Below are 25,376 nucleotides of genomic sequence, written 5' to 3' on the forward strand. Positions count from 1 at the left end.
GATGCTCACTGGGCGCGCTCGTTTTTGAGCTTCCGATAATTTCAACAAGCGAGGAGGACCGCCATGGGCGTGACCAATCGGTTGGCCTGTTACTCCGACCCCGCCGACCACTATTCCCACCGAGTACGCATCGTGCTCGCAGAGAAGGGTGTCAGCGCAGAGATCATCAGTGTGGAGGTGGGACGTCACCCGCCGAAACTGATCGAAGTGAACCCTTACGGCAGCTTGCCCACCCTGGTCGATCGTGACCTGGCGTTGTGGGAGTCAACCGTGGTGATGGAATACCTGGATGAGCGTTATCCCCATCCACCGTTGCTGCCGGTGTATCCGGTGGCGCGTGCCAACAGCCGCCTGCTGATCCATCGGATCCAGCGTGACTGGTGTGGCCTGGTGGACCTGATTCTGGATTCACGCAGCAAGGAAGCGGCCCGGGTTCAGGCGCGCAAGGAATTGCGCGAGAGCCTGACCGGTGTTTCGCCGTTGTTTGCCGACAAACCTTTTTTCCTCAGCGAGGAACAAAGTCTGGTGGATTGCTGCCTATTACCCATACTCTGGCGCTTGCCGATTTTGGGCATAGAACTGCCGCGGCCTGCCAAGCCGCTGCTTGACTACATGGAGCGCCAGTTTGCGCGTGAGGCTTTCCAGGCGAGTCTGTCTGGTGTCGAACGCGATATGCGCTAAGGCTTAAGGAGCCGTTGATGAACTCCAGTCGACCTTACCTGGTCCGCGCGCTCTATGAGTGGATAGTGGACAACGATTGCACCCCGCACATGCTGGTCAATTCCGAGTTTCCCGCGGTTCAGGTACCGCAAGGTTTTGCCAGTGACGGACAAATCGTCCTGAACGTTTCACCCAGTGCCGTGCGACACCTGCACATGGACAATGAAGCGGTCAGCTTTGAAGGGCGTTTCGGCGGTGTGCCGCATACGCTGTTCGTGCCCATCGGTGCCATCCTCGGGATCTACGCCCGGGAAAATGGCCAGGGCATGGTGTTTGATCTGGAGTCTTCCCTTGAGGATGACGAAGCGATCGAGCTCGAAGGCGAAGATGATGTGCCGCCGCCGGATTCCGAGCCGCCGCGTCCAAGCGGTCGGCCGAGTCTGAAAGTGGTGAAGTAACAAGGCGCGGGCCCTCGGGCCAGCGTTGAAAATGCCTCGGCGATGCCGGGGCATTTTTTTGCCTGACGAAAACCCCGGCGGTTATAGATGAAAGTCATGACAGGACGGTGATCGTACAACCGCCATGGGCTATCATGCGTGCTTCAGATCGCCGAGATAGATGATTCATCATGGAAAACTCCAGCGCCGCCCCTCGTCTTCCCCGCAAGCGCCGCAGCCTTGCCCAGGAATTGGTCACGGTGTTGTCCGAGCAGATCCGCGACGGCCAACTCAAACGTGGCGACAAACTGCCCACCGAGTCGGCGATCATGGACGCCCATGGGGTCAGCCGCACCGTGGTGCGTGAAGCCATCTCGCGATTGCAGGCCGCCGGGCAGGTAGAAACCCGCCATGGCATCGGTACCTTTGTGCTGGATACGCCAAGCCCCAGCGGTTTCCGGATTGATCCGGCCACTGTCGTCACCCTGCGTGATGTGCTGGCCATCCTTGAACTGCGGATCAGCCTGGAAGTGGAGTCTGCCGGGCTCGCCGCCCAGCGTCGTAGCGACGAGCAATTGGCCGGCATGCGTGCTGCCCTCGATGCGCTGAACGAAAGTGCGGCCCACGCCGGTGATGCGGTGGCGTCGGACTTCCAGTTCCACCTGCAGATTGCCCTGTCCACCGGCAACCGCTACTTCACCGACATCATGACCCACCTGGGCACCAGCATCATTCCGCGCACGCGGCTGAACTCGGCACGCCTGGCCCATGATGACCAGCAGCACTACATGAGCCGCCTGAGCCGCGAACACGAAGAGATCTATGAGGCGATCGCGCGCCAGGATTCGGATGCGGCGCGGGCGGCCATGCGGTTGCACCTGACCAACAGCCGTGAGCGGCTGCGCCATGCCCATGAAGAGGCGGAAGCGCAGCGCGGTTGATTCCAGGCTGGACGTAAGCGTGTGGCTTGAAAGCTCATTGTGGCGAGGGAGCTTGCTCCCGTTGGGCCGCGCAGCGGCCCCAAATCCATTGCCCCGAGTTCTGTCTGAAAGAACCCCGTGTTCTTGCTGGGGCTGCTTCGCAGCCCAACGGGAGCAGGCTCCCTCGCCACAGGTTAGTGCGCGAGGCTTAACTCACGTCTTTCAGGTCGGCTGATTCGGCTTGTAGTCCTTGAGCAGCAGATACGTGCTCCAACCCCACCAGTCATTGGTCCACTGCTTGTCGTTCAGGTTGTTGACGTCCTTGCGTCGCAGCACCTTGTCGCCTTCAGCCTTGAACAGCGGTGAGAAGTTGTTCACCGGGTTCTGCGCGGCGTTCAGGTCCGGCACATACAGCGGCGCCTTGAAGTTGGCCGGGGAGGGCGCCATGCCGCTGGTAAACGTTTCGAAGATCTCATCGGCCGAGGCCTGCACGGCGCGTTTGACCATGGCGCGGTTGGCTGCATCGTTGCTGTCGAAATAGCGTTTATCACCGTAGGCATGCCACTGCTCGCCCAGGGCGTTGCGCACATTGAGCCCGAACTTGCTGTCTTCATCGTGCATGAAGCGGCTGATCAGCGAGCCCAGTTCACCCGGTGTCACCACCGCCGCCAGTTGCTTGCGCGGTACCCGCAGGTGCCCGGCGGAAAATAGATCGGTCAAAAAGTGATCAGCAAAGCTGTTCATGGCATAGGCCAGTTCCAGCGCCTGGTCGGTGCCGGTCTGATGCGCCACGACGGCTTGTTGCAAGGCTGCCGTATGCCCCGCCAGATAGGCCGCCAAAGCCCATTCGCCAAAGTGGTCGGCATTGTCTGCCGCCAGTTTCAGGTAGCGCCCCAGTGGAATCAGCGCCGAGACGGCACTGCCGCCGCCGGTGATGCGGTTCCATTCCTCGGACAAGGTGTCACCCAGCGCGTCATACGCTTCATGGGGTTGCTTGCCGTCCTTGATCGCCTGGTTGACCGCATTGATCTCCTTTTGCATCACCGCCAGGATCTTGCCCGCTTCTTCCCGTGATGCTGGCAATACCGCCAGCGAGTTGAATGCATCGGTAAAGCGCTGCACACGATCAGCGGGCGATGTGCCTTCGTTGATGGGGCGCCCGGGGATGCCATAGAAATCACCGCCCAGGGCGATGATCTGGCCGTAGCTCAGCGCCAGGCCATTGGGCAGGTGCAATTCGACCTGCCGGGCGGGAATCGGCGGGGCGTCCTTGACGAAACGCAACAGGGTGTCGTCGCCGATGGCGGTGTGTTCGCCGCCTTCAAAACGCAGGGTTGGCGGGGTTTTCACAGGTGTGGCGAGTTCAAGATCTGACATGTTAGCTCCTTGCTATGTCGTAGGAATCTTCCGTAATAACTGTACGTATATACAGTTATCCAGAGCGTAGAGGAAAAACTTCCTACGTCAAGAAAGCAGCAATCGAGAAGGGCGGCGATGAATTGCAGTTGACGAATATTTTTATAGTTGTACGATGACGTACGACATCAAGATAACCATCCGTAATCTCACAACAGAAAGTCTTCGCCCAGGGTGTTCGAATAATGAATCCACAAGAACTGAAGTCCATCCTCTCTCACGGTCTGCTGTCTTTCCCGGTGACCGATTTCAATGCCCAGGGTGATTTCCACCAGGCGGGCTACATCAAGCGTCTGGAATGGCTGGCCCCTTATGGCGCTACCGCCTTGTTCGCCGCTGGCGGCACCGGTGAGTTTTTCTCCCTGGCGGCCAGCGAATATTCGCAAGTGGTGAAAACCGCCGTTGATACCTGCGCCACCAGCGTGCCGATTCTTGCCGGTGTCGGCGGTGCCACCCGCCAGGCCATCGAGTACGCCCAGGAAGCCGAGCGTCTGGGCGCCAAAGGCCTGTTGCTGCTGCCGCACTACCTGACCGAAGCCAGCCAGGACGGGGTTGCCGCCCACGTTGAAGCGGTGTGCAAGTCGGTCAAGATCGGTGTAGTGGTCTACAACCGCAACGTCTGCCGCCTGACCGCGCCGCTGCTGGAACGCCTGGCCGAGCGCTGCCCGAACCTGATCGGTTACAAGGACGGCCTGGGTGACATTGAATTGATGGTGTCGATCCGTCGTCGCCTCGGTGACCGTTTCAGCTACCTGGGCGGCTTGCCGACTGCAGAGGTTTACGCCGCTGCCTACAAGGCCTTGGGCGTGCCGGTGTACTCCTCGGCGGTGTTCAACTTCATTCCAAAAACCGCGATGGATTTCTACCACGCCATTGCCCGGGAAGATCACGCCACCGTCGGCAAGATCATCGACGACTTCTTCCTGCCGTACCTCGACATCCGTAACCGCAAGGCCGGTTACGCGGTGAGCATCGTCAAGGCCGGGGCGAAAATCGTCGGTTACGACGCAGGCCCCGTGCGTACGCCGCTGACCGATCTGCTGCCGGAGGAATACGAAGCCCTGGCCGCGTTGATCGACAAGCAAGGCGCGCAATAACCCATCACCAAGGCCGCTGAGTAATCAGCGGCTTTTTGCGTCAGGAGAGAATTCGTGTCCCAAGCCAAGCGTTTTGAAAACTACATCGGTGGCCAGTGGGTTGCCGGCGCCGACTACTCGGCCAACATCAATCCGTCGGAGTTGTCTGATGTCATTGGCGAATACGCCAAGGCTGACCTCGCCCAAGTCCACGCGGCCATCGACGCTGCGCGCGCTGCTTTTCCGGCGTGGTCCACTTCCGGGATCCAGGCGCGTCATGATTCGCTGGATAAAGTCGGTACCGAAATCCTCGCCCGTCGCGAAGAACTCGGCACCCTGCTGGCCCGGGAAGAGGGCAAGACCCTGCCGGAAGCCATCGGCGAAGTGACCCGCGCCGGTAACATCTTCAAATTCTTTGCCGGTGAATGCTTGCGCCTGTCCGGCGACTACCTGCCGTCGGTGCGTCCGGGCGTCAACGTTGAAGTGACCCGTGAGGCGTTGGGCGTGGTTGGCCTGATCACGCCGTGGAACTTCCCGATTGCCATCCCGGCCTGGAAGATCGCCCCGGCCCTGGCCTACGGCAACTGCGTGGTGCTCAAACCGGCTGAACTGGTACCGGGCTGCGCCTGGGCCCTGGCCGAAATCATCTCCCGCGCCGGCTTCCCTGCCGGTGTGTTCAACCTGGTGATGGGCAGCGGCCGTGTGGTCGGCGATGCCATGGTCAACAGCCCGAAAGTCGACGGCATCAGCTTCACCGGCTCGGTGGGCGTGGGTCGTCAGATCGCCGTCAGCTGCGTGTCGCGCCAGGCCAAGGTGCAGTTGGAAATGGGCGGCAAGAACCCGCAGATCATTCTCGACGACGCCGACCTCAAGCAAGCCGTCGAGCTGTCGGTACAGAGCGCGTTCTACTCCACCGGCCAGCGTTGCACCGCGTCCAGCCGCTTTATCGTCACCGCCGGGATTCACGACCAGTTCGTCGCGGCCATGGCCGAGCGGATGAAGTCGATCAAGGTCGGCCACGCCCTGAAAACCGGCACCGACATCGGCCCGGTGGTTTCCCAGGCCCAACTGGACCAGGACTTGAAGTACATCGACATCGGCCAGAGCGAAGGCGCCCGGCTGGTCAGCGGCGGTGAGCTGGTGACCTGCGACACCGAAGGCTACTTCCTCGCGCCGACGCTGTTTGCCGACAGCGAAGCCGCGATGCGCATCAGCCGTGAAGAGATCTTCGGGCCGGTGGCCAACGTGGTGCGCGTGGCGGATTACGAGGCGGCGCTGGCGATGGCCAACGACACCGAGTTCGGCCTCTCGGCCGGTATCGCCACCACCTCGCTGAAATACGCCAACCACTTCAAGCGTCATTCCCAGGCCGGGATGGTGATGGTCAATCTGCCGACTGCCGGTGTGGATTACCACGTTCCATTCGGCGGCCGTAAGGGTTCATCCTACGGTTCGCGTGAGCAGGGTCGCTATGCGCAAGAGTTCTACACCGTGGTGAAAACCAGCTACATCGGTTCGTAACGGCTGCACCCTGTGGCGGGTCCGTGCCCGCCACAGGCTTACAATTTGATTACCCGCAAAAAAAATAATTAGTGGGAGTACATCTTCATGCAAGCGACCAAGCCGACCCATGTCCGCTATTTGATCCTGCTCATGCTGTTCCTGGTGACCACGATCAACTACGCCGACCGGGCCACCATCGCCATTGCCGGCTCCAGCCTGCAAAAAGACCTCGGCATCGACGCGGTCACCCTTGGCTATATCTTCTCCGCATTCGGTTGGGCCTACGTGGCCGGGCAAATTCCCGGCGGCTGGCTGCTGGACCGCTTCGGTTCGAAAAAAGTCTACGCCCTGAGTATCTTCACCTGGTCACTGTTCACCGTGCTGCAAGGCTATGTCGGTGAGTTCGGTGTTTCCACGGCCATCGTTGCGCTGTTCATGTTGCGCTTCCTGGTGGGCCTGGCTGAAGCGCCATCCTTCCCCGGAAATGCGCGCATCGTGGCGGCATGGTTTCCTACGGCTGAACGCGGGACTGCCTCGGCGATCTTCAACTCGGCGCAGTACTTCGCGACTGTGTTGTTCGCACCGCTGATGGGTTGGATCGTCTACACCTTCGGCTGGCAGCACGTGTTCGTGGTGATGGGCGGCATCGGTATCGTATTCTCGCTGATCTGGCTGAAAGTTATCCACAGCCCGCGCCAGCACCCGATGATCAACGAGGCCGAGTTCCAGCACATCGCTGCCAACGGGGCCATGGTCGACATGGACCAGGACAAGGGCAGAGGCAAGAAAACCGACGGCCCGAAGTGGGATTACATCCGTCAGTTGCTGACCAACCGCATGATGCTCGGCGTGTACCTGGGCCAGTACTGCATCAATGGCATCACCTATTTCTTCCTGACGTGGTTCCCGGTGTACCTGGTTCAAGAACGCGGCATGACGATTCTCAAAGCTGGCTTCATCGCGTCCTTGCCGGCGATCTGCGGCTTTATCGGCGGCGTGTTGGGCGGGGTGATTTCCGACTACCTGCTGCGCAAGGGCCATTCGCTGACCTTCGCCCGCAAGGCGCCGATCATTGGTGGCTTGCTGATTTCCAGTAGCATTGTCGCGTGCAACTACGTGGACATCGAATGGATGGTGGTGGGCTTCATGGCCCTGGCCTTCTTCGGTAAAGGCGTTGGCGCACTGGGCTGGGCGGTGGTGTCCGACACCTCGCCGAAACAAATCGCTGGCTTGAGTGGCGGTTTGTTCAACATGTTCGGCAACCTGGCCTCCATCAGCACCCCGATCGTGATCGGCTACATCATCAGCACCACAGGCTCCTTCAAGTGGGCGCTGGTGTTTGTCGGTGCCAACGCATTGCTGGCGGTGTTCAGCTACCTGGTAATCGTTGGCCCGATCAAGCGTGTAGTGCTCAAAGAGCCGCCGGCCAAAGGCCCCGAGATGACTAAACTTTCCCAAGCGCATTCCTGAAGGGGCCCGCGTCATGCAGTTGATTGAACATGCCGATTCGCCACGCTCCATCCGTTTGCACGCGCTGGATAACGTGGTGATTGTGGTCAACGACCAGGGCGTACCGGCGGGGACCGAGTTTCCCGACGGCCTGGTGACGGTGGATTTCATTCCCCAAAGCCACAAGGTGACGCTGGAAGACATCCCCGAAGGCGGCCGCATCATTCGTTACGGCCAGACCATCGGTTATGCGTTGCGCCCGATTCCGCGAGGCAGTTGGGTGCAGGAAGATCAACTGCGCATGCCCACGGCGCCGCCGCTGGACAGCTTGCCGCTGTCCACCGAAGTGCCCGAGGCCCAAGCGCCCCTGGAAGGTTTTACCTTCGAGGGTTATCGCAATGCCGACGGCACCGTGGGCACGCGCAATATCCTCGGGATTACCACCACGGTTCAGTGCGTCACGGGCGTGCTGGACCATGCGGTGAAGCGCATCAAGGACGAGTTGCTGCCCAAGTACCCGAACGTCGATGACGTGGTGGCGCTGACCCACAGCTACGGCTGCGGCGTGGCGATCACGGCCACCGACGCCTACATCCCGATCCGCACCGTGCGTAACCTGGCGCGCAATCCGAACCTGGGCGGTGAAGCCCTGGTGATCAGCCTGGGTTGCGAGAAGTTGCAGGCCGGGCAGGTGATGCATGAAAACGACAGCTCGGTGGACCTGAGCGAGCCATGGCTGTATCGGTTGCAGGACTCCAGCCACGGCTTTACCGAAATGATCGAACAGATCATGGAACTGGCCGAAACCCGCCTGAAGAAACTCGACCTGCGCCGGCGGGAAACCGTACCGGCGTCGGAGTTGATCCTCGGCATGCAGTGCGGCGGCAGTGATGCGTTCTCGGGGATTACCGCGAACCCGGCGCTGGGTTATGCCTCGGATTTGCTGCTGCGGGCGGGCGCGACGGTGATGTTTTCCGAAGTGACCGAAGTGCGCGATGCGATCTACCTGCTGACTTCCCGTGCCGAGAACCAGGACGTGGCCCGGGAACTGGTGCGGGAAATGGACTGGTACGACCGCTACCTGGCCAAGGGCGAGGCGGATCGCAGCGCCAACACTACGCCGGGGAACAAGAAGGGTGGGTTGTCGAATATTGTCGAGAAGTCGTTGGGTTCCATCGTCAAGTCGGGCAGTAGTGCGATCAATGGCGTGCTTGGCCCGGGCGAGCGGTTCAATCGCAAGGGCCTGATCTTTTGTGCCACGCCGGCGAGTGATTTTGTGTGCGGCACGTTGCAGTTGGCGGCGGGGATGAACCTGCACGTGTTCACCACCGGGCGTGGCACGCCGTATGGGCTGGCGATGGCGCCGGTGGTGAAGGTTTCGACGCGCACCGAGCTGGCGCAGCGTTGGCCGGACCTGATTGATATCGATGCCGGGCGGATCGCCACCGGCCGGGCCACGATTGAGGAGCTGGGTTGGGAGTTGTTCCACTTCTACCTGGATGTGGCCAGCGGCAAGAAGCAGACATGGGCGGAGCAGCACAAGCTGCATAACGACATTACGTTGTTCAATCCCGCGCCGATTACTTAAGACCGAGTCGCCTGCTTCGCGAGCAAGCCCGCTCCCACATTTGACTGCATTCCAAAGGTAGAACTCGGTCAAATGTGGGAGCGGGCTTGCTCGCGAAAGCGGTAGTCCAGACGAAGCTGGCCATGCTGGCTTATCATTAGCCACCTACCGACGCCCACCCAAGGTTCTCCCCGGCATGCTGGCAATCTTCCTACAAACCCTGAACATCACCGCGCCGGTGTTTGCCATGCTGTTCCTGGGCGTCCTGCTCAAGCGCATCAACTGGATCAACGACAACTTTATCCATATCGCCTCGGCCCTGGTGTTCAACGTCACCATGCCGGCGTTGCTGTTTCTCGGGATTCTCCACGCCGACCTGCATTCGGCCCTCAAGCCCGGCCTGCTGATCTATTTCGCGGTTGCCACGCTGTTGAGCTTCGCCCTGGCCTGGGGCTGGGCGATCTTTCGGTGCCCGCGTGTAGACCGTGGCATTTACGCCCAAGGCGCTTTCCGCGGTAACAACGGTGTTATCGGCCTGGCGCTGGCGGCCAGCATGTACGGCGACTACGGGATTTCCCTTGGCGCGGTGCTCGCGGCGCTGGTGATCCTGTTCTACAACACCCTGTCGACCATTGTGCTGGCGGTGTACAGCCCGGTGATCAAGTCCGACCCGTGGAGCATCTTCAAGAGCGTGCTGGCCAACCCGTTGATCATCAGCGTGATCGCAGCGGCGCCCTTCGCGTATTTCCAGATCGGCTTGCCTGGCTGGCTGGAATCCTCCGGGCAGTACCTGGCGGACATGACCTTGCCATTGGCATTGATCTGCATCGGCGGCACGTTGTCGCTGGCGGCACTGCGCAAAAGCGGGGACATGGCCCTGAGTGCCAGCTTGATGAAGATGATCTGGCTGCCGGTGCTCGCTACCTTTGGCGCTTGGCTGCTGGGGTTCCGTGGGCCGGAGCTGGGGATTCTGTTCCTGTACTTCGGTGCGCCCACAGCAGCGGCCAGTTTTGTCATGGCACGGGCGGCGGAGGGCAATCATGAGCTGGCGGCCGCGATTATCGTGATCACCACCTTGATGGCGGCGGTGACCACGAATATCGGGATTTTCGTGTTGCAGGCGGGTGGCTGGATCTAGGCGTCTTTCTGGTAGCTGTCGATCACTTCCTGCGCGGCGCGGAAGGCGTCAATCGCCGCCGGCACACCGGCATACACCGCACAATGCAGCAGCGCCTCGCGAATCTCCTCCACGGTGCAACCGTTGTTCAGCGCGCCGCGCACGTGGCCCTTGAGTTCCTGCGGGCACTTGAGGGCGGTCAACGCGGCGAGGGTGATCAGGCTGCGGGTTTTCAGCGGCAACCCTTCGCGATTCCACACGCTGCCCCAGGCATGCTCGTTGACGAAATCCTGCAGCGGCTGGCTGAACTCCGTGGCATTGCCCAGCGCCCGATCGACAAACACATCACCCATCACCTGGCGGCGCATTTCAACGCCGGGCTTTTTCTGTTCGGTCATTGCGATTCCCTCTTGTGTTGGCGGCGCCAGGCTTGCAGCGAGGTGAACAACAGGAAAGCCACCAGCGCTGGCAGGACGTAATACAGCATCAGTTGTTCAAGCTTGTTGGCCAGCGGCATGCCGAAGGTGAACGACACCACGTGCAGCCCGTACACCAGGTACAGGCCCAGGAACACCAGGCCTTCGGCCCGGGTGACGCGGTAGCCCGAATAAAACACCGGCAGGCACAGGGCGACCACGCCGAGCATTACCGGCAGGTCGAAATCCAGGGCATTGGGCGACACCGACAACGGCGAGGGCGCCACCAGGGCGGTAAAGCCCAGCACCCCAAGCAGGTTGAACAGGTTGCTGCCGATCACGTTGCCCACGGCAATTTCCCGCTGGCCGCGCAGGGCGGCGATCAGCGAGGTGGCCAGGCAGGGCAGGGAAGTGCCGACACCAATCAGCGTCAGGCCGATGATGCGTTCCGACAGGCCCAGGTCAGAGGCCACGTCCACCGCCGCGCCCAGCAGCAGGTGCCCGGCCAGTACGAGGATCAACAGTCCACCGAGCATCAGCAGCACGCTGCTCAGCCACGGCGCCTGCACCACAGTGTCCCGGGTGCGCGGGCGGCGGGAGTGGCGGGTCTGGTAGAGCAGCACGCCGAGGTAGGCCACCAGGGCCACCAGCAGTAACAGGCCATCGATCGGCGTGAGTTCTTCATTGGCGGCTAGCACAAACACCAGCAGGCTGGCGATGATCATCATCGGGATATCCAGGCGTACCAGTTGCCGGGAGACCCGCAGCGGAATGATCAGGGCTGCCAGGCCAAGGGTCACGAGGGTGTTGAAGATGCTGCTGCCGATCACACTGCCCACGGCGATGTCGGTGTTGTCCGCCAGGGTCGCTTGCAAGCTGATCGCCATCTGCGGCGCGCTGCTGCCGAAGGCGACGATGCTCAGGCCGATGATCAGCGGGCGCACCTTGAGGCTGGCCGCCAGGCGCACGGCGGCGCGTACTAATACTTCTGCGCCGAAGATCAACAGCAGCAGGCCGCTGATCAGTTCGATCAGGCTAAAGGGCGAGAGGGCGGTTAATGCGGAAATGGCCTGGGCTCCGTCGGTCAGTTGCTGAGGGCTTGCACGCGAACGCGCGCGGTGCCGCTGCCGATCATACCGATCTGTTCGGCGGCCTTGCGTGAAAGGTCGATCAGGCGCCCACGGGTATGCGGGCCGCGATCATTGATGCGGACAACGACGCTTTTGTTGTTGTCGAGATTGGTGACCTTCACCTGCGTGCCGAAGGGCAGGCGACGATGGGCGGCGGTCAGGGCATTCTGGTTGAACGGTTCACCGCTGGCAGTGCGGTTGCCGTGGTGTTTGGCGCCGTAGTAGGACGCGGAGCCGGTTTCGTCATAGCCGTTGGGGTCGATGAGGCCGCTGGCGCAGCCGGCGAGCAGAGAGAACAGGGCCAACAGGCCGAGTAGACGCTTCATTTTCAAGGTTTCCCCCTTACAGATGTGGGAGCGGGCTTGGGTGGGAGCGGGCTTGCTCGCGAATGCAGTGTGTCAGGCAACGAATAGGCTGACTGATCCACCGCTTTCGCGAGCAAGCCCGCTCCCACACAAGCCCGCTCCCACAAGGGGTCAGAGTTGGACGTGAGGTCCTGCTCCGACCATTTCACCGCGTTTAGCCTTCGAGTTTGCTTTTCAGCAGTTCGTTGACCTGTTGCGGGTTGGCCTTGCCTTTGGAGGCTTTCATCGCCTGGCCGACAAAGAAGCCGAACATCTTGCCCCGCTTGGCTTCATCCGCCGCACGGTATTGTTCAACCTGCTCGGCATTGGCTGCCAGCATCTCGTCGAGCACGGCCGAAATCGCGCCGCTGTCGGTGACTTGCTTCAGGCCGCGCTTTTCGATGATCTCGTCAGCGTTGCCTTCGCCGGCGGCCATGGCTTCAAACACGGTCTTGGCGATTTTGCCGGAGATGGTGTTGTCCTTGATCCGCAGCAACATGCCGCCCAACTGTTCTGCCGACACCGGTGCTTCGTCGATTTCCAGGCCCTGTTTGTTCAACAGGCTGCCCAGCTCAACCATCACCCAGTTGGCCGCCAGTTTGGCGTCGCCGGCAATGCTCACGACTTTTTCGAAGTAGTTGGCTTGCTCGCGGCTCGACGCCAGCACGCTTGCGTCATACACCGAAAGCCCGAACTGCGCCTGGAAACGCTCGCGTTTCTGCGGTGGCAGTTCCGGCAGCGTGGCGCGCACGTCAGCCAGGAACGAGTCCTCGATGACCACCGGCAACAGGTCCGGATCGGGGAAGTAACGGTAGTCGTTGGCTTCCTCCTTGCTGCGCATGGCGCGGGTTTCGTCTTTGTTCGGGTCGTACAGGCGGGTCTGCTGGATCACCTTGCCGCCGTCTTCGATCAGCTCGATCTGGCGACGTACTTCGGTGTTGATCGCCTTCTCGATGAAACGGAACGAGTTGACGTTCTTGATCTCGCAGCGGGTGCCGTACTCGGCCTGGCCTTTTGGCCGCACCGACACGTTGCAGTCGCAACGCAGGGAGCCTTCGGCCATGTTGCCGTCGCAGATCCCGAGGTAACGCACCAGCGCGTGGATCGTCTTGACGTAGGCCACGGCTTCCTTGGCGCTGCGCATGTCCGGCTCGGAAACGATCTCCAGCAGCGGGGTGCCGGCGCGGTTCAGGTCGATGCCGGTGGCGCCGTTGAATTCTTCATGCAGGCTCTTGCCGGCATCTTCTTCCAGGTGCGCACGGGTCACGCCGACACGTTTGATGGTGCCGTCTTCCAGCGGGATGTCCAGGTAGCCCTTGCCGACGATCGGCAATTCCATCTGGCTGATCTGGTAGCCCTTGGGCAGGTCCGGGTAGAAGTAGTTCTTGCGGGCGAACACGTTGTGCTGGCCGATCTCGGCATCGATGGCGAGGCCGAACATCACCGCCATGCGCACCGCTTCCTGGTTCAGCACCGGCAGCACGCCGGGCATGCCCAGGTCTACCAGGCTGGCCTGGGTGTTGGGTTCTGCGCCGAACGTGGTGGCGCTACCGGAGAAAATCTTCGATTGGGTGGCGAGCTGGGTATGAATCTCCAGCCCGATCACGACTTCCCATTGCATAGTGTTCTCCTCAGAAGCCGGTAGGGGTGCGAGTGTGCCAGTCAGTGTTCAACTGGTACTGGTGCGCCACATTGAGCAGGCGGCCTTCCTGGAAATACGGGGCGAGCAGTTGCACGCCCACCGGCAAGCCATCGACGAAACCTGCAGGCATGGACAAGCCCGGCAGACCGGCGAGGTTGGCGGTGATGGTGTACAGGTCTTCCAGGTACTCGGCGATCGGGTCGCCGGTCTTGGCGCCGATCTTCCAGGCCGGGTTCGGCGTGGTTGGGCCGAGGATCACGTCGACTTCATTAAAGGCAGCCATGAAGTCGTTCTTGATCAGGCGACGGATCTTTTGCGCCTTGAGGTAGTACGCGTCGTAGTAGCCGGCCGACAGGGCGTAGGCACCGACCATGATCCGGCGTTGTACTTCCGCGCCGAAACCTTCGCCACGGGAGCGCTTGTACAGGTCGGTGAGGTCTTTCGGGTTTTCGCAGCGGTAGCCGAAGCGCACGCCGTCGAACCGCGACAGGTTGGAGGACGCTTCTGCCGGCGCGATCACGTAGTAGGCCGGAATCGCGTGCTGGTTGTTCGGCAGGCTGATTTCCTTGATCACGGCGCCGAGCTTTTCCAGCTCCTTGACGCTGTTGTGCACCAGTTCGGCGATGCGCGGGTCGAGGCCGGCGCTGAAATACTCTTTCGGCACGCCGATGCGCAGGCCTTTGATCGAGGTATTCAGGCTGGCGCTGTAGTCCGGCACGGGTTCATCAATGCTGGTGGAGTCCTGCGGATCGAAGCCTGCCATGCCTTGTAACAAAATTGCGCAGTCTTCAGCGGTGCGTGCCAGGGGGCCGCCCTGGTCGAGACTGGAGGCGTAGGCAATCATGCCCCAGCGGGAAACGCGACCGTAGGTCGGTTTCAGACCGGTGAGGTTGGTGAAAGCGGCCGGTTGGCGGATCGAGCCGCCAGTGTCGGTGGCCGTGGCGGCAGGTAACAGACGAGCGGCAACCGCGGCCGCCGAACCACCGGACGAACCGCCGGGCACGTGCTCGAGGTTCCACGGGTTTTTCACCGCGCCGTAGTGGCTCGACTCGTTGGCCGAGCCCATGGCGAATTCGTCCATGTTGGTCTTGCCCAGGGTCACGGCCCCGGCAGCGGCCAGCTTGGCGACCACAGTGGCGTCGTAGGGCGCCTTGAAATTGTCGAGCATCTTCGAGCCGCAGCTGGTGCGAATGCCCTGGGTGCAGAACAGGTCCTTGTGGGCAATCGGCGCACCCAACAGGGCGCCGTTCTCACCGTTGGCGCGACGTGTGTCGGCGGCCTTGGCCTGGCTCAGGGCCAGCTCTTCGGTGATGCTGATGAAGCTGTTGACCTTAGGGTCCAGCTCGGCGATACGCGCCAGCAGGGTCGTGGTCAGCTCTTCGGAAGAAAACTTTTTGTCGGCGAGACCGCGGGCGATCTCGGCCAGAGTCAATTGATGCATTGCAGGCTCTTTCCCTTTAGTCGATGACTTTCGGAACCAGGTACAGGCCGTTTTCGACCGCTGGCGCGATGGACTGGTAAGCCTCGCGATTATTGCGCTCGGTCACGACGTCGGCGCGCAGGCGCTGGCTGGCTTCCAGCGGGTGAGCCAGGGGCTCGATGCCGTCGGTATTCACGGCTTGCATTTGGTCGACCAGCCCGAGAATGCTGTTCAGGGCTGCGGTGGTCTGTGGAAGATCGGCTTCATTGAGGCCCAGGCAGGCCAAATGAGCGATTTTTTCCACGTCGGAGCGTTCAAGCGCCATGGGATTCTCCAGTGGAAAACAGAACGGAAGCTATCCGTGTGTTAGATTGTAGGAACACTACCGCATTTCTACGGTCATATGGCCGCGATTGTGGGGGTTGGTGCACAGAAAGTCGGCCAATTTAGCACATTGGCGCCTTGCCCAAAATCCCTGTCGTTGTTAGAGTTTGCCGCACTTTTTTACCCACGCGTTGCCTAGGGTCCCTTTCCCATGTTCAAGAAACTGCGTGGCATGTTTTCCAGCGATCTTTCCATCGACCTGGGCACTGCCAACACCCTTATTTACGTGCGCGAGCGCGGTATCGTCCTGAATGAGCCATCGGTTGTGGCCATTCGGACCCATGGTAATCAGAAAAGTGTCGTTGCCGTTGGCACCGAGGCCAAGCGCATGTTGGGCCGAACACCGGGCAACATTGCTGCCATTCGTCCGATGAAGGATGGCGTGATTGCTGACTTCAGTGTCTGCGAAAAGATGCTGCAGTACTTCATCAACAAGGTTCACGAAAACAGTTTCCTGCAGCCCAGCCCTCGTGTGCTGATCTGCGTTCCGTGCAAATCCACCCAGGTGGAACGTCGTGCCATCCGTGAATCGGCCCTTGGCGCCGGTGCCCGTGAAGTGTTCCTGATTGAAGAGCCAATGGCCGCTGCGATCGGTGCCGGCCTGCCGGTTGAAGAAGCGCGCGGTTCGATGGTGGTGGATATCGGTGGTGGTACTACTGAAATCGCCCTGATCTCCCTCAATGGTGTGGTGTATGCCGAATCCGTACGGGTTGGCGGCGACCGCTTCGACGAAGCGATCATCACCTACGTGCGTCGCAACTACGGCAGCCTGATCGGCGAATCCACCGCCGAGCGCATCAAGCAGGAAATCGGTACCGCTTACCCGGGCGGCGAAGTTCGCGAAGTCGATGTTCGCGGTCGCAACCTGGCCGAAGGCGTCCCACGTGCCTTCACCCTGAACTCCAATGAAGTGCTGGAAGCTCTGCAAGAGTCCCTGGCCACCATCGTTCAGGCGGTGAAGAGCGCCCTGGAGCAATCGCCTCCGGAACTGGCTTCCGATATCGCCGAGCGTGGCCTGGTACTGACCGGTGGTGGCGCCTTGCTGCGCGACCTCGACAAGTTGCTGGCCCAGGAAACCGGTTTGCCAGTGATCGTCGCTGAAGACCCGTTGACCTGCGTCGCCCGCGGCGGTGGCCGTGCACTGGAAATGATGGATAAACACACCATGGACCTGCTCTCCAGCGAATAAGAATTTGCTGGTTTGCCCATGTTTCGCTCACAGGCAGCACTTTGCAGTGCTGCCTGTTGGCGTTTATCTTCTTCAATCTGCATCCGGGCCGGTTTGATGCCGTATGAATAAAGAAAACATTTGCCTGGGAGGAGCGGCTTATTAAACCGCTTTTTTCCAAAGGCCCCTCATTGGGCGTGCGCCTGTTGGTGCTGGTCGTGCTATCGGTTGCGCTGATGGTGGTCGATGCCCGCTTCACACTGCTCAAGCCAGTGCGTAGCCAGATGTCGCTGGTCCTGATGCAGACGTACTGGATCACTGACCTGCCGCAGCGTCTCTATCAGGGTGTCGCCAGTCAATTTGGCAGCCGCACCGAACTGGTGGCCGAGAACGAAAAACTCAAGACCGAAAACCTGCTGCTGCAGGGGCGCATGCAAAAGCTGGCGGCCCTCACCGAGCAGAACGTTCGGCTGCGCGAGTTGCTCAATTCCTCTGCGCTGGTCAATGAGAAGGTCGAAGTGGCCGAGTTGATCGGTATGGATCCGAACCCCTTCACCCATCGCATCATCATCAACAAGGGTGAGCGCGACGGCGTAGTCCTCGGCCAGCCGGTGCTCGATGCCCGTGGCTTGATGGGCCAGGTGGTGGAGTTGATGCCTTATACCTCTCGCGTGCTGTTGCTGACCGACACCACCCACAGCATCCCGGTGCAAGTCAACCGCAACGGCCTGCGGGCGATTGCCAGCGGTACCGGTAACCCGGAACGCCTGGAGTTGCGTCACGTCGCAGACACCGCCGACATCAAGGAAGGCGACCTGCTGGTCAGCTCCGGCCTGGGTCAGCGGTTCCCGGCAGGCTACCCGGTCGCGACGGTCAAGGAAGTGATCCACGATTCCGGCCAGCCGTTCGCCATTGTGCGTGCCGTGCCGACCGCCGCATTGAACCGCAGCCGTTACCTGTTGCTGGTGTTCAGTGACAACCGCACCCCGGAAGAGCGTGCCAACGAAGCCGCCCAGGCCCAGGAAGCGGAAGACAAGCAAAACGGCACCGCGCCGATCATTCCGGCCACCGTGCCAAAACCGGCGGCACCTGCTGCCCCGGCAGCCGCTCCGGCAACGCCAGCCGCGCCGGTTGCGACACCGGTCAAGCCTGTGGCCCATAGCGCGCGTCCGGCCAAGCCTGCGGCTGCAACACCTGCCGCTGCCAAACCGCCCGCCGCCGCCAAACCACCGGCCGCGGCCCCGGCAACCACTCGGCAGAGGGAAGAATAATGGCCGGTACTCATTCGCGTAACGGCTGGATCGTCTGGCTGACCTTTGCCATCGGCTTGCTGCTCAGCGTTTCGCCGCTGCCGCAATTCATGGAGATCCTGCGCCCGCTGTGGCTCGCCTTGCTGCTGGCGTTCTGGGCCCTGGCGCTGCCGCACAAGGTCGGGATGGTCACGGCCATGTGCCTGGGGCTGATGGAGGATGTGCTCTACGGCACCCTGCTCGGGCAGAACGCGTTGATCCTGACCCTGATTACCTTCCTGGTGCTGTCATTGCAGCAGCGCCTGCGGATGTTCCCGATGTGGCAACAGTGCCTGGTGATCCTGGTGATCTTCGGCCTGGCGCAGTTGGTACAGCTGTGGCTTAGCGCCTTGACCGGCAACCGCCAACCGACCCTGGCGCTGGTGTTGCCCGCGCTGGTCAGCGCGCTGTTGTGGCCCTGGGTCAGTTTTGGCCTGCGTGGATTGCGTCGTCGCTATAAAATCAATTGAATGGATCGCGAGGCTCTGCCTGGTTATCGAACCCTACAGGGAGAGTCTGCATGAATTCGCTTTATCTGGCCTCGGGCTCCCCGAGGCGGCGTGAGCTGCTGACACAGATCGGCGTGCCGTTCACCGTCGTCAGCGCCGCCATTGATGAAACTCCCCTTACAAATGAATCGCCCGCGTCCTACGTAGAACGCCTGGCGCGCGGCAAGGCTGCGGCCGGTCGAGCGACCTTGGCCGATGCCACCGGCGCCTGTGTGCTGGGCGCGGACACAGCCGTGATCCTCGACGGCCGGATCCTCGGTAAACCCGTGGATCAAGCCGACGCCCTGGCCATGTTGCTGGCCCTTTCCGAGCGTGAACACGAAGTCTTGACGGCCATTGCCCTGATTGACGGCCAGCGTTGCGAAACGCAGCTGGTCAGCAGTCGTGTGCGCTTTCGCAGGATTTCAGCGGACGAAGCCACCACTTATTGGCACAGCGGCGAGCCCCAGGACAAAGCGGGCGGCTATGCTATCCAAGGCTTGGCGGCGGTGTTCGTCGCCGGACTCAATGGCAGCTACTCTGCCGTCGTTGGCCTGCCGGTCTGCGAAACCGCAGAACTGCTGGGCCAATTCGGCATACCCTGTTGGCAAAACCTTACCGTGCGCTAAACGCCGTATTCCAGCGCCAAGCCTTAAGCGATCGGTCACTATTGTGAAAACGCCTGAACGAGACCCAGCCATGAGTGAAGAGATTCTGATCAATATCACGCCGATGGAATCGCGCGTGGCGGTGGTAGAGAACGGTGTTCTGCAAGAAGTGCACGTCGAGCGCACCCAAAAGCGCGGGATCGTCGGGAATATTTATAAAGGCAAGGTCGTGCGTGTGTTACCGGGGATGCAAGCGGCGTTCGTCGACATCGGCCTGGACCGCGCTGCGTTTATCCATGCTTCGGAAATCTCCCTGCGCGAAGGCCCGGCGGTCGAAAGCATCAGCGCCCTGGTGCACGAAGGGCAGAGCCTGGTGGTGCAAGTCACCAAGGATCCGATTGGCTCAAAGGGCGCACGGCTGACCACGCAACTGTCGATTCCTTCGCGCTACCTGGTGTACATGCCGCGCACGGCCCACGTCGGTATTTCCCTGAAAATCGAAGATGAAGCCGAGCGCGAGCGCCTGAAAAAGGTGGTCAGTGACTGCGTGGCGCTGGAAGGTATCAAGGAGGCCGGCGGCTTTATCCTGCGTACTGCCGCAGAAGGTGCCGGTGCCGATGAAATCCTCATGGACATCCGCTACCTGCGCCGCCTCTGGGACCAGATCGGAGCGCAGATCAAGACCATTGGCGCCCCCAGCGTGATCTACGAAGACCTCGGCCTGGCCCTGCGCACCTTGCGCGACCTGGTCAGCCCGAAGATCGAGAAAATTCGCATCGACTCGCGGGAAACCTTCCAGCGCACTACGCAATTTGTTGCCGAGCTGATGCCGGAAATCGCCGATCGCCTGGAGCATTACCCGGGCGAGCGGCCGATTTTCGACCTGTATGGCGTCGAAGACGAAATCCAGAAAGCGCTTGAGCGCAAAGTGCCGCTCAAGTCCGGCGGTTACCTGGTGGTGGACCCGGCGGAGGCCATGAGCACTATCGACGTGAATACCGGTGCCTTTGTGGGCCATCGCAATCTCGAAGAAACCATCTTCAAGACCAACCTCGAAGCGGCCACCGCGATCGCCCGCCAATTGCGCCTGCGCAACCTGGGCGGGATCATCATCATCGACTTCATCGACATGGAAGACGAAGAGCACCAGCGCCAGGTGCTGCGTACCCTGGAGAAGCAACTGGAGCGCGATCACGCCAAGACCAACATCATCGGCATCACCGAGCTGGGCCTGGTGCAGATGACCCGCAAGCGCACCCGCGAAAGCCTGGAGCAAGTGCTGTGCGAGCCGTGCAGCAGTTGCCAGGGGCGCGGAAAGTTGAAGACCCCGGAAACGGTTTGCTACGAGATTTTCCGGGAAATCTTACGGGAGGCACGCGCCTACCAGGCCGAGGGCTATAGAGTCCTGGCTAACCAGAAGGTGGTCGACCGTTTGCTGGATGAAGAATCCGGCAACGTAGCCGAGCTGGAGGGTTTTATCGGGCGCACCATTCGCTTCCAGGTCGAAACCATGTATTCCCAGGAACAATATGACGTGGTGCTGCTCTGATTCGCGTTAGTTCTTATCAACGAGACGGGCAGGCCTTGATCTGCCGTCCGACTATTGCCTTTGAGGGTCGCCTGACATGGAGCGTCTGATACGCTTTTTTGCCGCATTGACCCGCTGGGGCCTCGGCCTGTGCGCCTTGCTGCTGGTATTGGCGGCGGTGTACGTGAGCCTGGGCCGTGAATTGACGCCGTTGGTGGCGGAATACCGTGGCGAAATCGAGGCCAAGGCGCGTACTGCGCTGGATATGCCCGTGAACATCGGCAGCCTGGAAGGGCGCTGGAGTGGCTTCGCGCCGGTATTGTTGGCTCACGACGTGATGGTCGGCGAGGGCAGCAGCGCCCTGCGCCTGGACCAGGTGCAAGTGGTGCCGGATATCTGGGCCAGCCTGCTGGCGCGTGAAGTGCGCATTGCCCACCTGGAAGTCAGCGGCCTGCAAGTCAGCGTGAAGGAAGACCAGGACGGCCACTGGGCGCTGCAAGGCCTGCCGGTGCAGGATGACCAGCCGCTGGATCCCGAACAACTGCTGACGCGCATGCAAATGGTCGGGCAGGTTTCATTGCTCGACAGCCAGGTGACGCTGCAGCCGTTCGACCAGGCTCCGCTGACCTTGACCTATGTCGGCGTGAGCCTGCAGACCGGCGCCAACCGCCAGCGCCTGGACGCGCGCCTGACCCTGCCCGACGGCCAGCCCCTGGCGTTGAACCTGCGCACCCGAATCCGCGCCAGCCAGTGGAAAGACGGCGAAGCCGAGGCTTACCTGAGCTTGCCCCAGAGTGACTGGGCAAAATGGATCCCGGCAAAACTGACCCAGCAATGGAAACTTTCCGAACTCAAGGCTGGCGGCGAATTCTGGCTGACCTGGGCCAAGGGCACCGTGCAAAGCGCCGCCGTGCGCCTCAACGCCCCGCAGCTCAAGGGCAGCTATGCCGATCGCAAGCCGACTCATATTGAGAACCTGGCCCTCACTGCGTACCTGCAACGCAGTGACAGCGGCCTCAAGGTGCTGTTTGACTCGCTCGCAATGAACCTCGGCGACACTCGCTGGGAATCGCGCCTGCAACTGCAACAAACCCTGGCCACCGACAAGGCCCAGGAAGTCTGGAACCTGCAGGCCGATCGCCTCGACCTGACGCCGATCACGCCATTGCTGCACGCCTTGGCACCCTTGCCGGAAGCCGTGGCCACCACCCTGGATCATCTGAAGGCCACTGGCACGCTGCGGAACGTGTTGCTGGATTATCGGCCTCAAGACACCACCGACCAGCGCGTGAGCTTCGCGGCCAACCTCGACCGTATTGGTTTCGACGCTTACTTCGGCGCACCGGCAGCCCGCAATGTCAGCGGCAGCATCAGCGGTGACCTGGGCAAGGGTGAGCTGCGCATGGATAGCAAGGATTTCTCCTTGCACCTGTTTCCGATCTTCGCCAAGCCCTGGCAGTACATCCAGGCCAACGCCCGCCTGACGTGGAAGCTCGACAAGGAAGGCTTCACCCTGATCGCGCCGTATATCAAGGTGCTGGGCGAGGAGGGCAAGGTCGCCGCCGACTTCCTGATTCGCCTGCATTTCGACCATAGCCAGGAAGACTACATGGACCTGCGGGTCGGTATGGTCGACGGCGATGGCCGCTTCACCCCCAAATACCTGCCGGCGGTGTTGAGCCCGGCACTCGATGAGTGGCTGCGCACTGCGATTCTCAAGGGTGCAGTGGACGAGGGCTTCTTCCAGTACCAAGGCTCGCTGAACCACGACGCACTGCCTGCCTCGCGCAATATCAGCCTGTTCTTCAAGGTGCATGATGCCGAGCTGGCATTCCAGCCGGGCTGGCCGCACGTGAGCAAGGTCAAGGGTGAAGTGTTTGTCGAGGAAAGCGGCGTGCGCATCCTGGCCAGCAAGGGCCATCTGCTCGACACCAAGGTCAATGATATCTACGTCAACATTCCCCACGCCCCCGAAGGCAAGGACAGCCACCTGCTGCTCACCGGCAACTTTGCCGGTGGCCTGGGCGATGGCCTGAAAATCCTTCAGGAAGCGCCGATCGGCACCGCCTCGACCTTCGCCGGCTGGAAAGGCGAGGGCGACCTGCAAGGCAAGCTGGACCTGGATATTCCCTTGGCCAAGGGCGCCGATCCCAAGATCGTGGTGGATTTCAAGACCGACAAGTCCCGCCTGCAACTGGCCGAGCCTACGCTGGACCTGAGCCAGCTCAAGGGTGATTTCCGCTTCGACAGCGCCAAGGGCCTGAGTGGCCAGAACATCAGCGCCCAGGCCTTCGACCGACCGATCACCGCGCAGATTTTCGCCGATGGCAAGCCAGGCGACCTCAACACCCGCGTCACCGCGAAAGGGCAGGTGACCGTCAAGCGGCTGACTGACTGGCTGAAGGTCAGCCAGCCGTTGCCGGTGTCCGGCGATATCCCCTACCAATTGCAGCTCAACCTCGATGGCGCCGACAGCCAGTTGATGGTCAGCTCCAACCTCAAGGGCGTGGCCGTGGACCTGCCGGCGCCGTTCGGTATGCCGGCGAGCCAGGGCCGCGACAGTGTGTTCCGCATGACCTTGCAGGGTAAGGAGCGCCGTTACTGGTTCGATTATGGCGAGTTGGGCAGCTTCACCTTCGCCGCCCCGGCGGACAATTTCGCCGACGGCCGGGGTGAGCTGTTCCTGGGAGATGGCGATGCGGTGTTGCCGGCCGGCAAGGGCTTGCGAATCCGCGGCGTGTTGTCGGAGCTGGATATCGACCCCTGGAAAAAGCTCGTGGACCGCTACGCCGGCAACGACCCGGGTGGCAGTGCCAAGCAGTTGTTGAGCGGGGCCGATTTCAAGGTCGGCAAGCTGACCGGTTTCGGCACCCAGTTCGACCAGGTCAGCTTGCAGCTGGACCGTAAACCCGCTGCCTGGGGCTTGCAGTTCGACAGCCAGCAGGCCAAGGGTACCGTGGGGTTGCCGGACGCCAAGGGCGCGCCGATTGCAGTCAACCTGCAGTACGTGAAGCTGCCTGCGGTGGATCCGACCGTGCAGGCGGATGAAAATGCGCCGGACCCATTGGCTGATGTTGATCCCAAGGATATTCCCGCGCTGGATATCTCGATTGCCCAGTTGTTCCAGGGCCCGGACCTGGTAGGTGCCTGGTCTCTGAAAGTTCGCCCGACCACCAGGGGCATGGCGTTCAACAGCCTGAACCTGGGGCTCAAGGGCATGGTGCTCCAGGGCGCCGGCGGTTGGGAAGGTGCACCCGGTGCCAGCAGCAGTTGGTACAAGGGCCGCCTCGATGGCAAGAACATTGGCGACGTGCTCAAGGGCTGGGGATTTGCGCCGAGCGTGACCAGCGAAGATTTTCACGTGGACGTGGACGGCCGCTGGCCGGGTTCGCCGGCCTGGGTAGGTCCCAAGCGTTTCTCCGGCAGCCTGGACGCCAGTTTCCGCAAAGGCCAGTTTGTTGAAGTGGACGGCGGTGCGCAGGCCCTGCGGGTGTTTGGCTTGCTGAACTTCAACTCCATCGGTCGCCGGCTGCGCCTGGACTTCTCGGACTTGCTTGGCAAGGGCTTGAGTTATGACCGGGTCAAGGGCTTGCTGGCCGCCAGTAACGGCGTGTTTGTAACCCGTGAGCCGATCACCATGACCGGCCCGTCGAGTAACCTGGAGATCAACGGCACCCTGGACCTGGTGGCTGATCGCGTCGATGCCAAGTTGCTGGTGACGCTGCCGGTCACCAACAACCTGCCGATTGCTGCATTGATCGTCGGCGCGCCGGCCATTGGCGGGGCGCTGTTCCTGATCGACAAGCTGATTGGCGACCGTGTTTCGCGTTTCGCCAGCGTGCAGTACAAGGTAGAAGGCCCGTGGAAGGACCCGAAAATCACCTTCGACAAGCCATTTGAAAAGCCAAACTGAGTACCTGTGGAGTAGCATGGCCTCATGCCTTTTCTGGAGTGTGGGCCCATGTCCTTTGCGGTAATTCAAATGGTCAGCCAAAGCGATGTGCTGGCCAACCTGGCTCAGGCTCGGCGCCTGCTGGAGCAAGCGGCGGCGGGCGGTGCAAGGCTTGCGGTACTCCCGGAAAACTTCGCCGCCATGGGCCGTCGCGATGTGGCCGATATCGGTCGCGCCGAGGCCTTGGGCGAAGGTCCGATCCTGCCATGGTTGAAACAGACCGCCCGCGACCTCACCTTATGGATAGTGGCCGGCACTTTGCCGCTGCCCCCAAAGGATCAGCCGAACGCCAAGTCCAATGCCTGCTCGCTGCTGATCGATGATCAGGGCGAAATCGTTGCCCGCTACGACAAGCTGCACCTGTTCGATGTCGATGTGGCCGATGCCCGGGGTCGTTATCGTGAATCCGATGACTATGCTCATGGTAGCCAGGTGGTCGTGGCGGATACGCCGGTCGGCCGCCTGGGGCTGACGGTGTGTTACGACTTGCGCTTCCCGGAGCTATACAGCGAATTGCGCGCTGCGGGTGCCGAGTTGATCACCGCGCCCTCGGCCTTTACAGCGGTAACCGGCGCCGCGCACTGGGATGTGCTGATCCGTGCGCGTGCCATCGAGACCCAGTGCTACCTGCTGGCGGCCGCCCAGGGTGGCGTGCATCCGGGGCCCAGGGAAACCTTCGGGCATGCAGCGATCATCGACCCATGGGGGCGCGTGCTGGCACAACAGGATCAAGGCGAGGCGGTGTTGTTGGCCGAACGCGATAGCAGCGAACAGGCGTCGATACGGACGCGCATGCCGGTGGCGGGCCATCGGCGCTTTTTCTCGCAGGGCGCACAGCGACCTGCTTCAGAACGATGAATTT

The 25,376-nt window shown here is 61.4% G+C and carries 22 protein-coding genes; 15 read left to right on the forward strand and 7 right to left on the reverse strand.

Features of this window, described 5'->3' with window-relative positions; all coding sequences use genetic code 11:
* Positions 1 to 63 precede the first annotated feature (63 nt).
* The 3 genes from HX814_RS19350 (at position 64) to HX814_RS19360 (ending at position 2,038) form a co-directional block, all read left to right on the forward strand.
* Positions 64 to 681, forward strand: coding sequence for a glutathione S-transferase N-terminal domain-containing protein (locus HX814_RS19350; RefSeq protein ID WP_003216049.1), 618 nt, complete (start codon positions 64 to 66; stop codon positions 679 to 681).
* 17 nt (positions 682 to 698) lie between these two features.
* Positions 699 to 1,118, forward strand: a complete 420-nt coding sequence (locus HX814_RS19355; protein ID WP_003216051.1) for a ClpXP protease specificity-enhancing factor — start codon at positions 699 to 701, stop codon at positions 1,116 to 1,118.
* A 170-nt stretch (positions 1,119 to 1,288) separates the two neighbouring features.
* The gene (locus tag HX814_RS19360) at positions 1,289 to 2,038 is read left to right on the forward strand and encodes a FadR/GntR family transcriptional regulator (RefSeq protein WP_008437251.1); all 750 of its coding nucleotides are present in this window, start codon (positions 1,289 to 1,291) and stop codon (positions 2,036 to 2,038) included.
* Positions 2,039 to 2,239: 201 nt separating this feature from the next.
* On the opposite strand, the gene HX814_RS19365 is transcribed toward HX814_RS19360, so the two are convergent.
* On the reverse strand, positions 2,240 to 3,394 hold the full coding sequence (locus tag HX814_RS19365) for a phospholipase (protein WP_177008729.1): 1,155 nt from the start codon (positions 3,392 to 3,394) through the stop codon (positions 2,240 to 2,242).
* Between the two features lie 224 nt (positions 3,395 to 3,618).
* On the opposite strand from HX814_RS19365, the gene kdgD reads away from it, so the two are divergent.
* The 5 genes from kdgD to HX814_RS19390 all read left to right on the forward strand — a co-directional run bounded on the left by kdgD (position 3,619) and on the right by HX814_RS19390 (position 10,166).
* Positions 3,619 to 4,530, forward strand: a complete 912-nt coding sequence (kdgD, locus tag HX814_RS19370) for a 5-dehydro-4-deoxyglucarate dehydratase (RefSeq protein WP_003216058.1) — start codon at positions 3,619 to 3,621, stop codon at positions 4,528 to 4,530.
* 54 nt (positions 4,531 to 4,584) lie between these two features.
* Positions 4,585 to 6,030 carry an aldehyde dehydrogenase family protein gene (locus HX814_RS19375; protein ID WP_003216060.1) on the forward strand — a complete coding sequence of 482 codons (1,446 nt, stop codon included), beginning with the start codon at positions 4,585 to 4,587 and terminating at the stop codon, positions 6,028 to 6,030.
* 87 nt (positions 6,031 to 6,117) lie between these two features.
* Positions 6,118 to 7,482, forward strand: coding sequence for an MFS transporter (locus HX814_RS19380; protein WP_008437249.1), 1,365 nt, complete (start codon positions 6,118 to 6,120; stop codon positions 7,480 to 7,482).
* Between the two features lie 13 nt (positions 7,483 to 7,495).
* Positions 7,496 to 9,049: a galactarate dehydratase gene (gene garD, locus HX814_RS19385; RefSeq protein ID WP_088422717.1), complete on the forward strand. Its 1,554-nt coding sequence runs from the start codon at positions 7,496 to 7,498 to the stop codon at positions 9,047 to 9,049.
* A 175-nt stretch (positions 9,050 to 9,224) separates the two neighbouring features.
* Entirely contained in the window at positions 9,225 to 10,166 is a 942-nt protein-coding gene (locus HX814_RS19390; RefSeq protein ID WP_177008730.1) for an AEC family transporter, read from the forward strand.
* On the opposite strand, the gene HX814_RS19395 is transcribed toward HX814_RS19390, so the two are convergent.
* The 6 genes from HX814_RS19395 to gatC all read right to left on the reverse strand — a co-directional run bounded on the left by HX814_RS19395 (position 10,163) and on the right by gatC (position 15,422).
* On the reverse strand, positions 10,163 to 10,543 hold the full coding sequence (locus tag HX814_RS19395; RefSeq protein ID WP_003216068.1) for a carboxymuconolactone decarboxylase family protein: 381 nt from the start codon (positions 10,541 to 10,543) through the stop codon (positions 10,163 to 10,165). The two genes, HX814_RS19390 and HX814_RS19395, sit on opposite strands and share 4 nt — an antisense overlap.
* The gene (locus HX814_RS19400) at positions 10,540 to 11,586 is read right to left on the reverse strand and encodes a calcium/sodium antiporter (protein ID WP_032899620.1); all 1,047 of its coding nucleotides are present in this window, start codon (positions 11,584 to 11,586) and stop codon (positions 10,540 to 10,542) included. Before HX814_RS19400 ends, HX814_RS19395 begins: the two co-directional genes overlap by 4 nt.
* 59 nt (positions 11,587 to 11,645) lie before the next feature.
* Positions 11,646 to 12,017 (reverse strand): septal ring lytic transglycosylase RlpA family protein, encoded by a 372-nt coding sequence (locus HX814_RS19405; protein ID WP_003216071.1) that lies wholly within the window; start codon positions 12,015 to 12,017, stop codon positions 11,646 to 11,648.
* 193 nt (positions 12,018 to 12,210) lie between these two features.
* The gene (gatB, locus tag HX814_RS19410; RefSeq protein ID WP_003216073.1) at positions 12,211 to 13,656 is read right to left on the reverse strand and encodes an Asp-tRNA(Asn)/Glu-tRNA(Gln) amidotransferase subunit GatB; all 1,446 of its coding nucleotides are present in this window, start codon (positions 13,654 to 13,656) and stop codon (positions 12,211 to 12,213) included.
* 10 nt (positions 13,657 to 13,666) lie between these two features.
* Positions 13,667 to 15,118 (reverse strand): Asp-tRNA(Asn)/Glu-tRNA(Gln) amidotransferase subunit GatA, encoded by a 1,452-nt coding sequence (gatA, locus tag HX814_RS19415; RefSeq protein ID WP_008437245.1) that lies wholly within the window; start codon positions 15,116 to 15,118, stop codon positions 13,667 to 13,669.
* A 16-nt stretch (positions 15,119 to 15,134) separates the two neighbouring features.
* The gene (gene gatC, locus HX814_RS19420; protein WP_003216077.1) at positions 15,135 to 15,422 is read right to left on the reverse strand and encodes an Asp-tRNA(Asn)/Glu-tRNA(Gln) amidotransferase subunit GatC; all 288 of its coding nucleotides are present in this window, start codon (positions 15,420 to 15,422) and stop codon (positions 15,135 to 15,137) included.
* 210 nt (positions 15,423 to 15,632) lie between these two features.
* Here gatC and mreB point away from each other — a divergent pair, with 210 nt between their 5' ends.
* The 7 genes from mreB (at position 15,633) to HX814_RS19455 (ending at position 25,372) form a co-directional block, all read left to right on the forward strand.
* On the forward strand, positions 15,633 to 16,670 hold the full coding sequence (gene mreB, locus HX814_RS19425; RefSeq protein WP_002555108.1) for a rod shape-determining protein MreB: 1,038 nt from the start codon (positions 15,633 to 15,635) through the stop codon (positions 16,668 to 16,670).
* Between the two features lie 140 nt (positions 16,671 to 16,810).
* Positions 16,811 to 17,920, forward strand: a complete 1,110-nt coding sequence (gene mreC, locus HX814_RS19430) for a rod shape-determining protein MreC (protein ID WP_080673268.1) — start codon at positions 16,811 to 16,813, stop codon at positions 17,918 to 17,920.
* Positions 17,920 to 18,408, forward strand: coding sequence for a rod shape-determining protein MreD (gene mreD, locus HX814_RS19435; protein WP_003216081.1), 489 nt, complete (start codon positions 17,920 to 17,922; stop codon positions 18,406 to 18,408). The genes mreC and mreD overlap by 1 nt, the downstream gene beginning before the upstream one ends.
* A 50-nt stretch (positions 18,409 to 18,458) precedes the next feature.
* Entirely contained in the window at positions 18,459 to 19,055 is a 597-nt protein-coding gene (locus tag HX814_RS19440; RefSeq protein ID WP_003216083.1) for a nucleoside triphosphate pyrophosphatase, read from the forward strand.
* A gap of 70 nt (positions 19,056 to 19,125) precedes the next feature.
* Positions 19,126 to 20,583: a ribonuclease G gene (gene rng, locus HX814_RS19445; protein WP_003216085.1), complete on the forward strand. Its 1,458-nt coding sequence runs from the start codon at positions 19,126 to 19,128 to the stop codon at positions 20,581 to 20,583.
* 76 nt (positions 20,584 to 20,659) lie between these two features.
* Positions 20,660 to 24,475 carry a YhdP family protein gene (locus tag HX814_RS19450; RefSeq protein WP_177008731.1) on the forward strand — a complete coding sequence of 1,272 codons (3,816 nt, stop codon included), beginning with the start codon at positions 20,660 to 20,662 and terminating at the stop codon, positions 24,473 to 24,475.
* Between the two features lie 48 nt (positions 24,476 to 24,523).
* Positions 24,524 to 25,372 carry a carbon-nitrogen hydrolase family protein gene (locus HX814_RS19455; protein ID WP_008437218.1) on the forward strand — a complete coding sequence of 283 codons (849 nt, stop codon included), beginning with the start codon at positions 24,524 to 24,526 and terminating at the stop codon, positions 25,370 to 25,372.
* Positions 25,373 to 25,376: the final 4 nt, after the last annotated feature.

This window comes from Pseudomonas sp. C8002 (assembly GCF_013385765.1).
In the GTDB taxonomy this organism is placed as follows: domain Bacteria; phylum Pseudomonadota; class Gammaproteobacteria; order Pseudomonadales; family Pseudomonadaceae; genus Aquipseudomonas.

What these genes read in the sequence shown, in the direction of transcription:
- HX814_RS19390 (WP_177008730.1), top strand. Translation starts at nt 9,225, where the DNA reads ATGCTGGCAATCTTCCTACAAACCCTGAACATCACCGCGCCGGTGTTT.
- gatB (WP_003216073.1), bottom strand. Translation starts at nt 13,656, where the DNA reads ATGCAATGGGAAGTCGTGATCGGGCTGGAGATTCATACCCAGCTCGCC.
- HX814_RS19350 (WP_003216049.1), top strand. Translation starts at nt 64, where the DNA reads ATGGGCGTGACCAATCGGTTGGCCTGTTACTCCGACCCCGCCGACCAC.
- rng (WP_003216085.1), top strand. Translation starts at nt 19,126, where the DNA reads ATGAGTGAAGAGATTCTGATCAATATCACGCCGATGGAATCGCGCGTG.
- gatA (WP_008437245.1), bottom strand. Translation starts at nt 15,118, where the DNA reads ATGCATCAATTGACTCTGGCCGAGATCGCCCGCGGTCTCGCCGACAAA.
- HX814_RS19440 (WP_003216083.1), top strand. Translation starts at nt 18,459, where the DNA reads ATGAATTCGCTTTATCTGGCCTCGGGCTCCCCGAGGCGGCGTGAGCTG.
- HX814_RS19405 (WP_003216071.1), bottom strand. Translation starts at nt 12,017, where the DNA reads ATGAAGCGTCTACTCGGCCTGTTGGCCCTGTTCTCTCTGCTCGCCGGC.
- HX814_RS19365 (WP_177008729.1), bottom strand. Translation starts at nt 3,394, where the DNA reads ATGTCAGATCTTGAACTCGCCACACCTGTGAAAACCCCGCCAACCCTG.
- HX814_RS19395 (WP_003216068.1), bottom strand. Translation starts at nt 10,543, where the DNA reads ATGACCGAACAGAAAAAGCCCGGCGTTGAAATGCGCCGCCAGGTGATG.
- HX814_RS19455 (WP_008437218.1), top strand. Translation starts at nt 24,524, where the DNA reads ATGTCCTTTGCGGTAATTCAAATGGTCAGCCAAAGCGATGTGCTGGCC.
- mreB (WP_002555108.1), top strand. Translation starts at nt 15,633, where the DNA reads ATGTTCAAGAAACTGCGTGGCATGTTTTCCAGCGATCTTTCCATCGAC.
- mreD (WP_003216081.1), top strand. Translation starts at nt 17,920, where the DNA reads ATGGCCGGTACTCATTCGCGTAACGGCTGGATCGTCTGGCTGACCTTT.
- HX814_RS19450 (WP_177008731.1), top strand. Translation starts at nt 20,660, where the DNA reads ATGGAGCGTCTGATACGCTTTTTTGCCGCATTGACCCGCTGGGGCCTC.
- HX814_RS19355 (WP_003216051.1), top strand. Translation starts at nt 699, where the DNA reads ATGAACTCCAGTCGACCTTACCTGGTCCGCGCGCTCTATGAGTGGATA.
- HX814_RS19380 (WP_008437249.1), top strand. Translation starts at nt 6,118, where the DNA reads ATGCAAGCGACCAAGCCGACCCATGTCCGCTATTTGATCCTGCTCATG.
- gatC (WP_003216077.1), bottom strand. Translation starts at nt 15,422, where the DNA reads ATGGCGCTTGAACGCTCCGACGTGGAAAAAATCGCTCATTTGGCCTGC.
- HX814_RS19360 (WP_008437251.1), top strand. Translation starts at nt 1,289, where the DNA reads ATGGAAAACTCCAGCGCCGCCCCTCGTCTTCCCCGCAAGCGCCGCAGC.
- garD (WP_088422717.1), top strand. Translation starts at nt 7,496, where the DNA reads ATGCAGTTGATTGAACATGCCGATTCGCCACGCTCCATCCGTTTGCAC.
- kdgD (WP_003216058.1), top strand. Translation starts at nt 3,619, where the DNA reads ATGAATCCACAAGAACTGAAGTCCATCCTCTCTCACGGTCTGCTGTCT.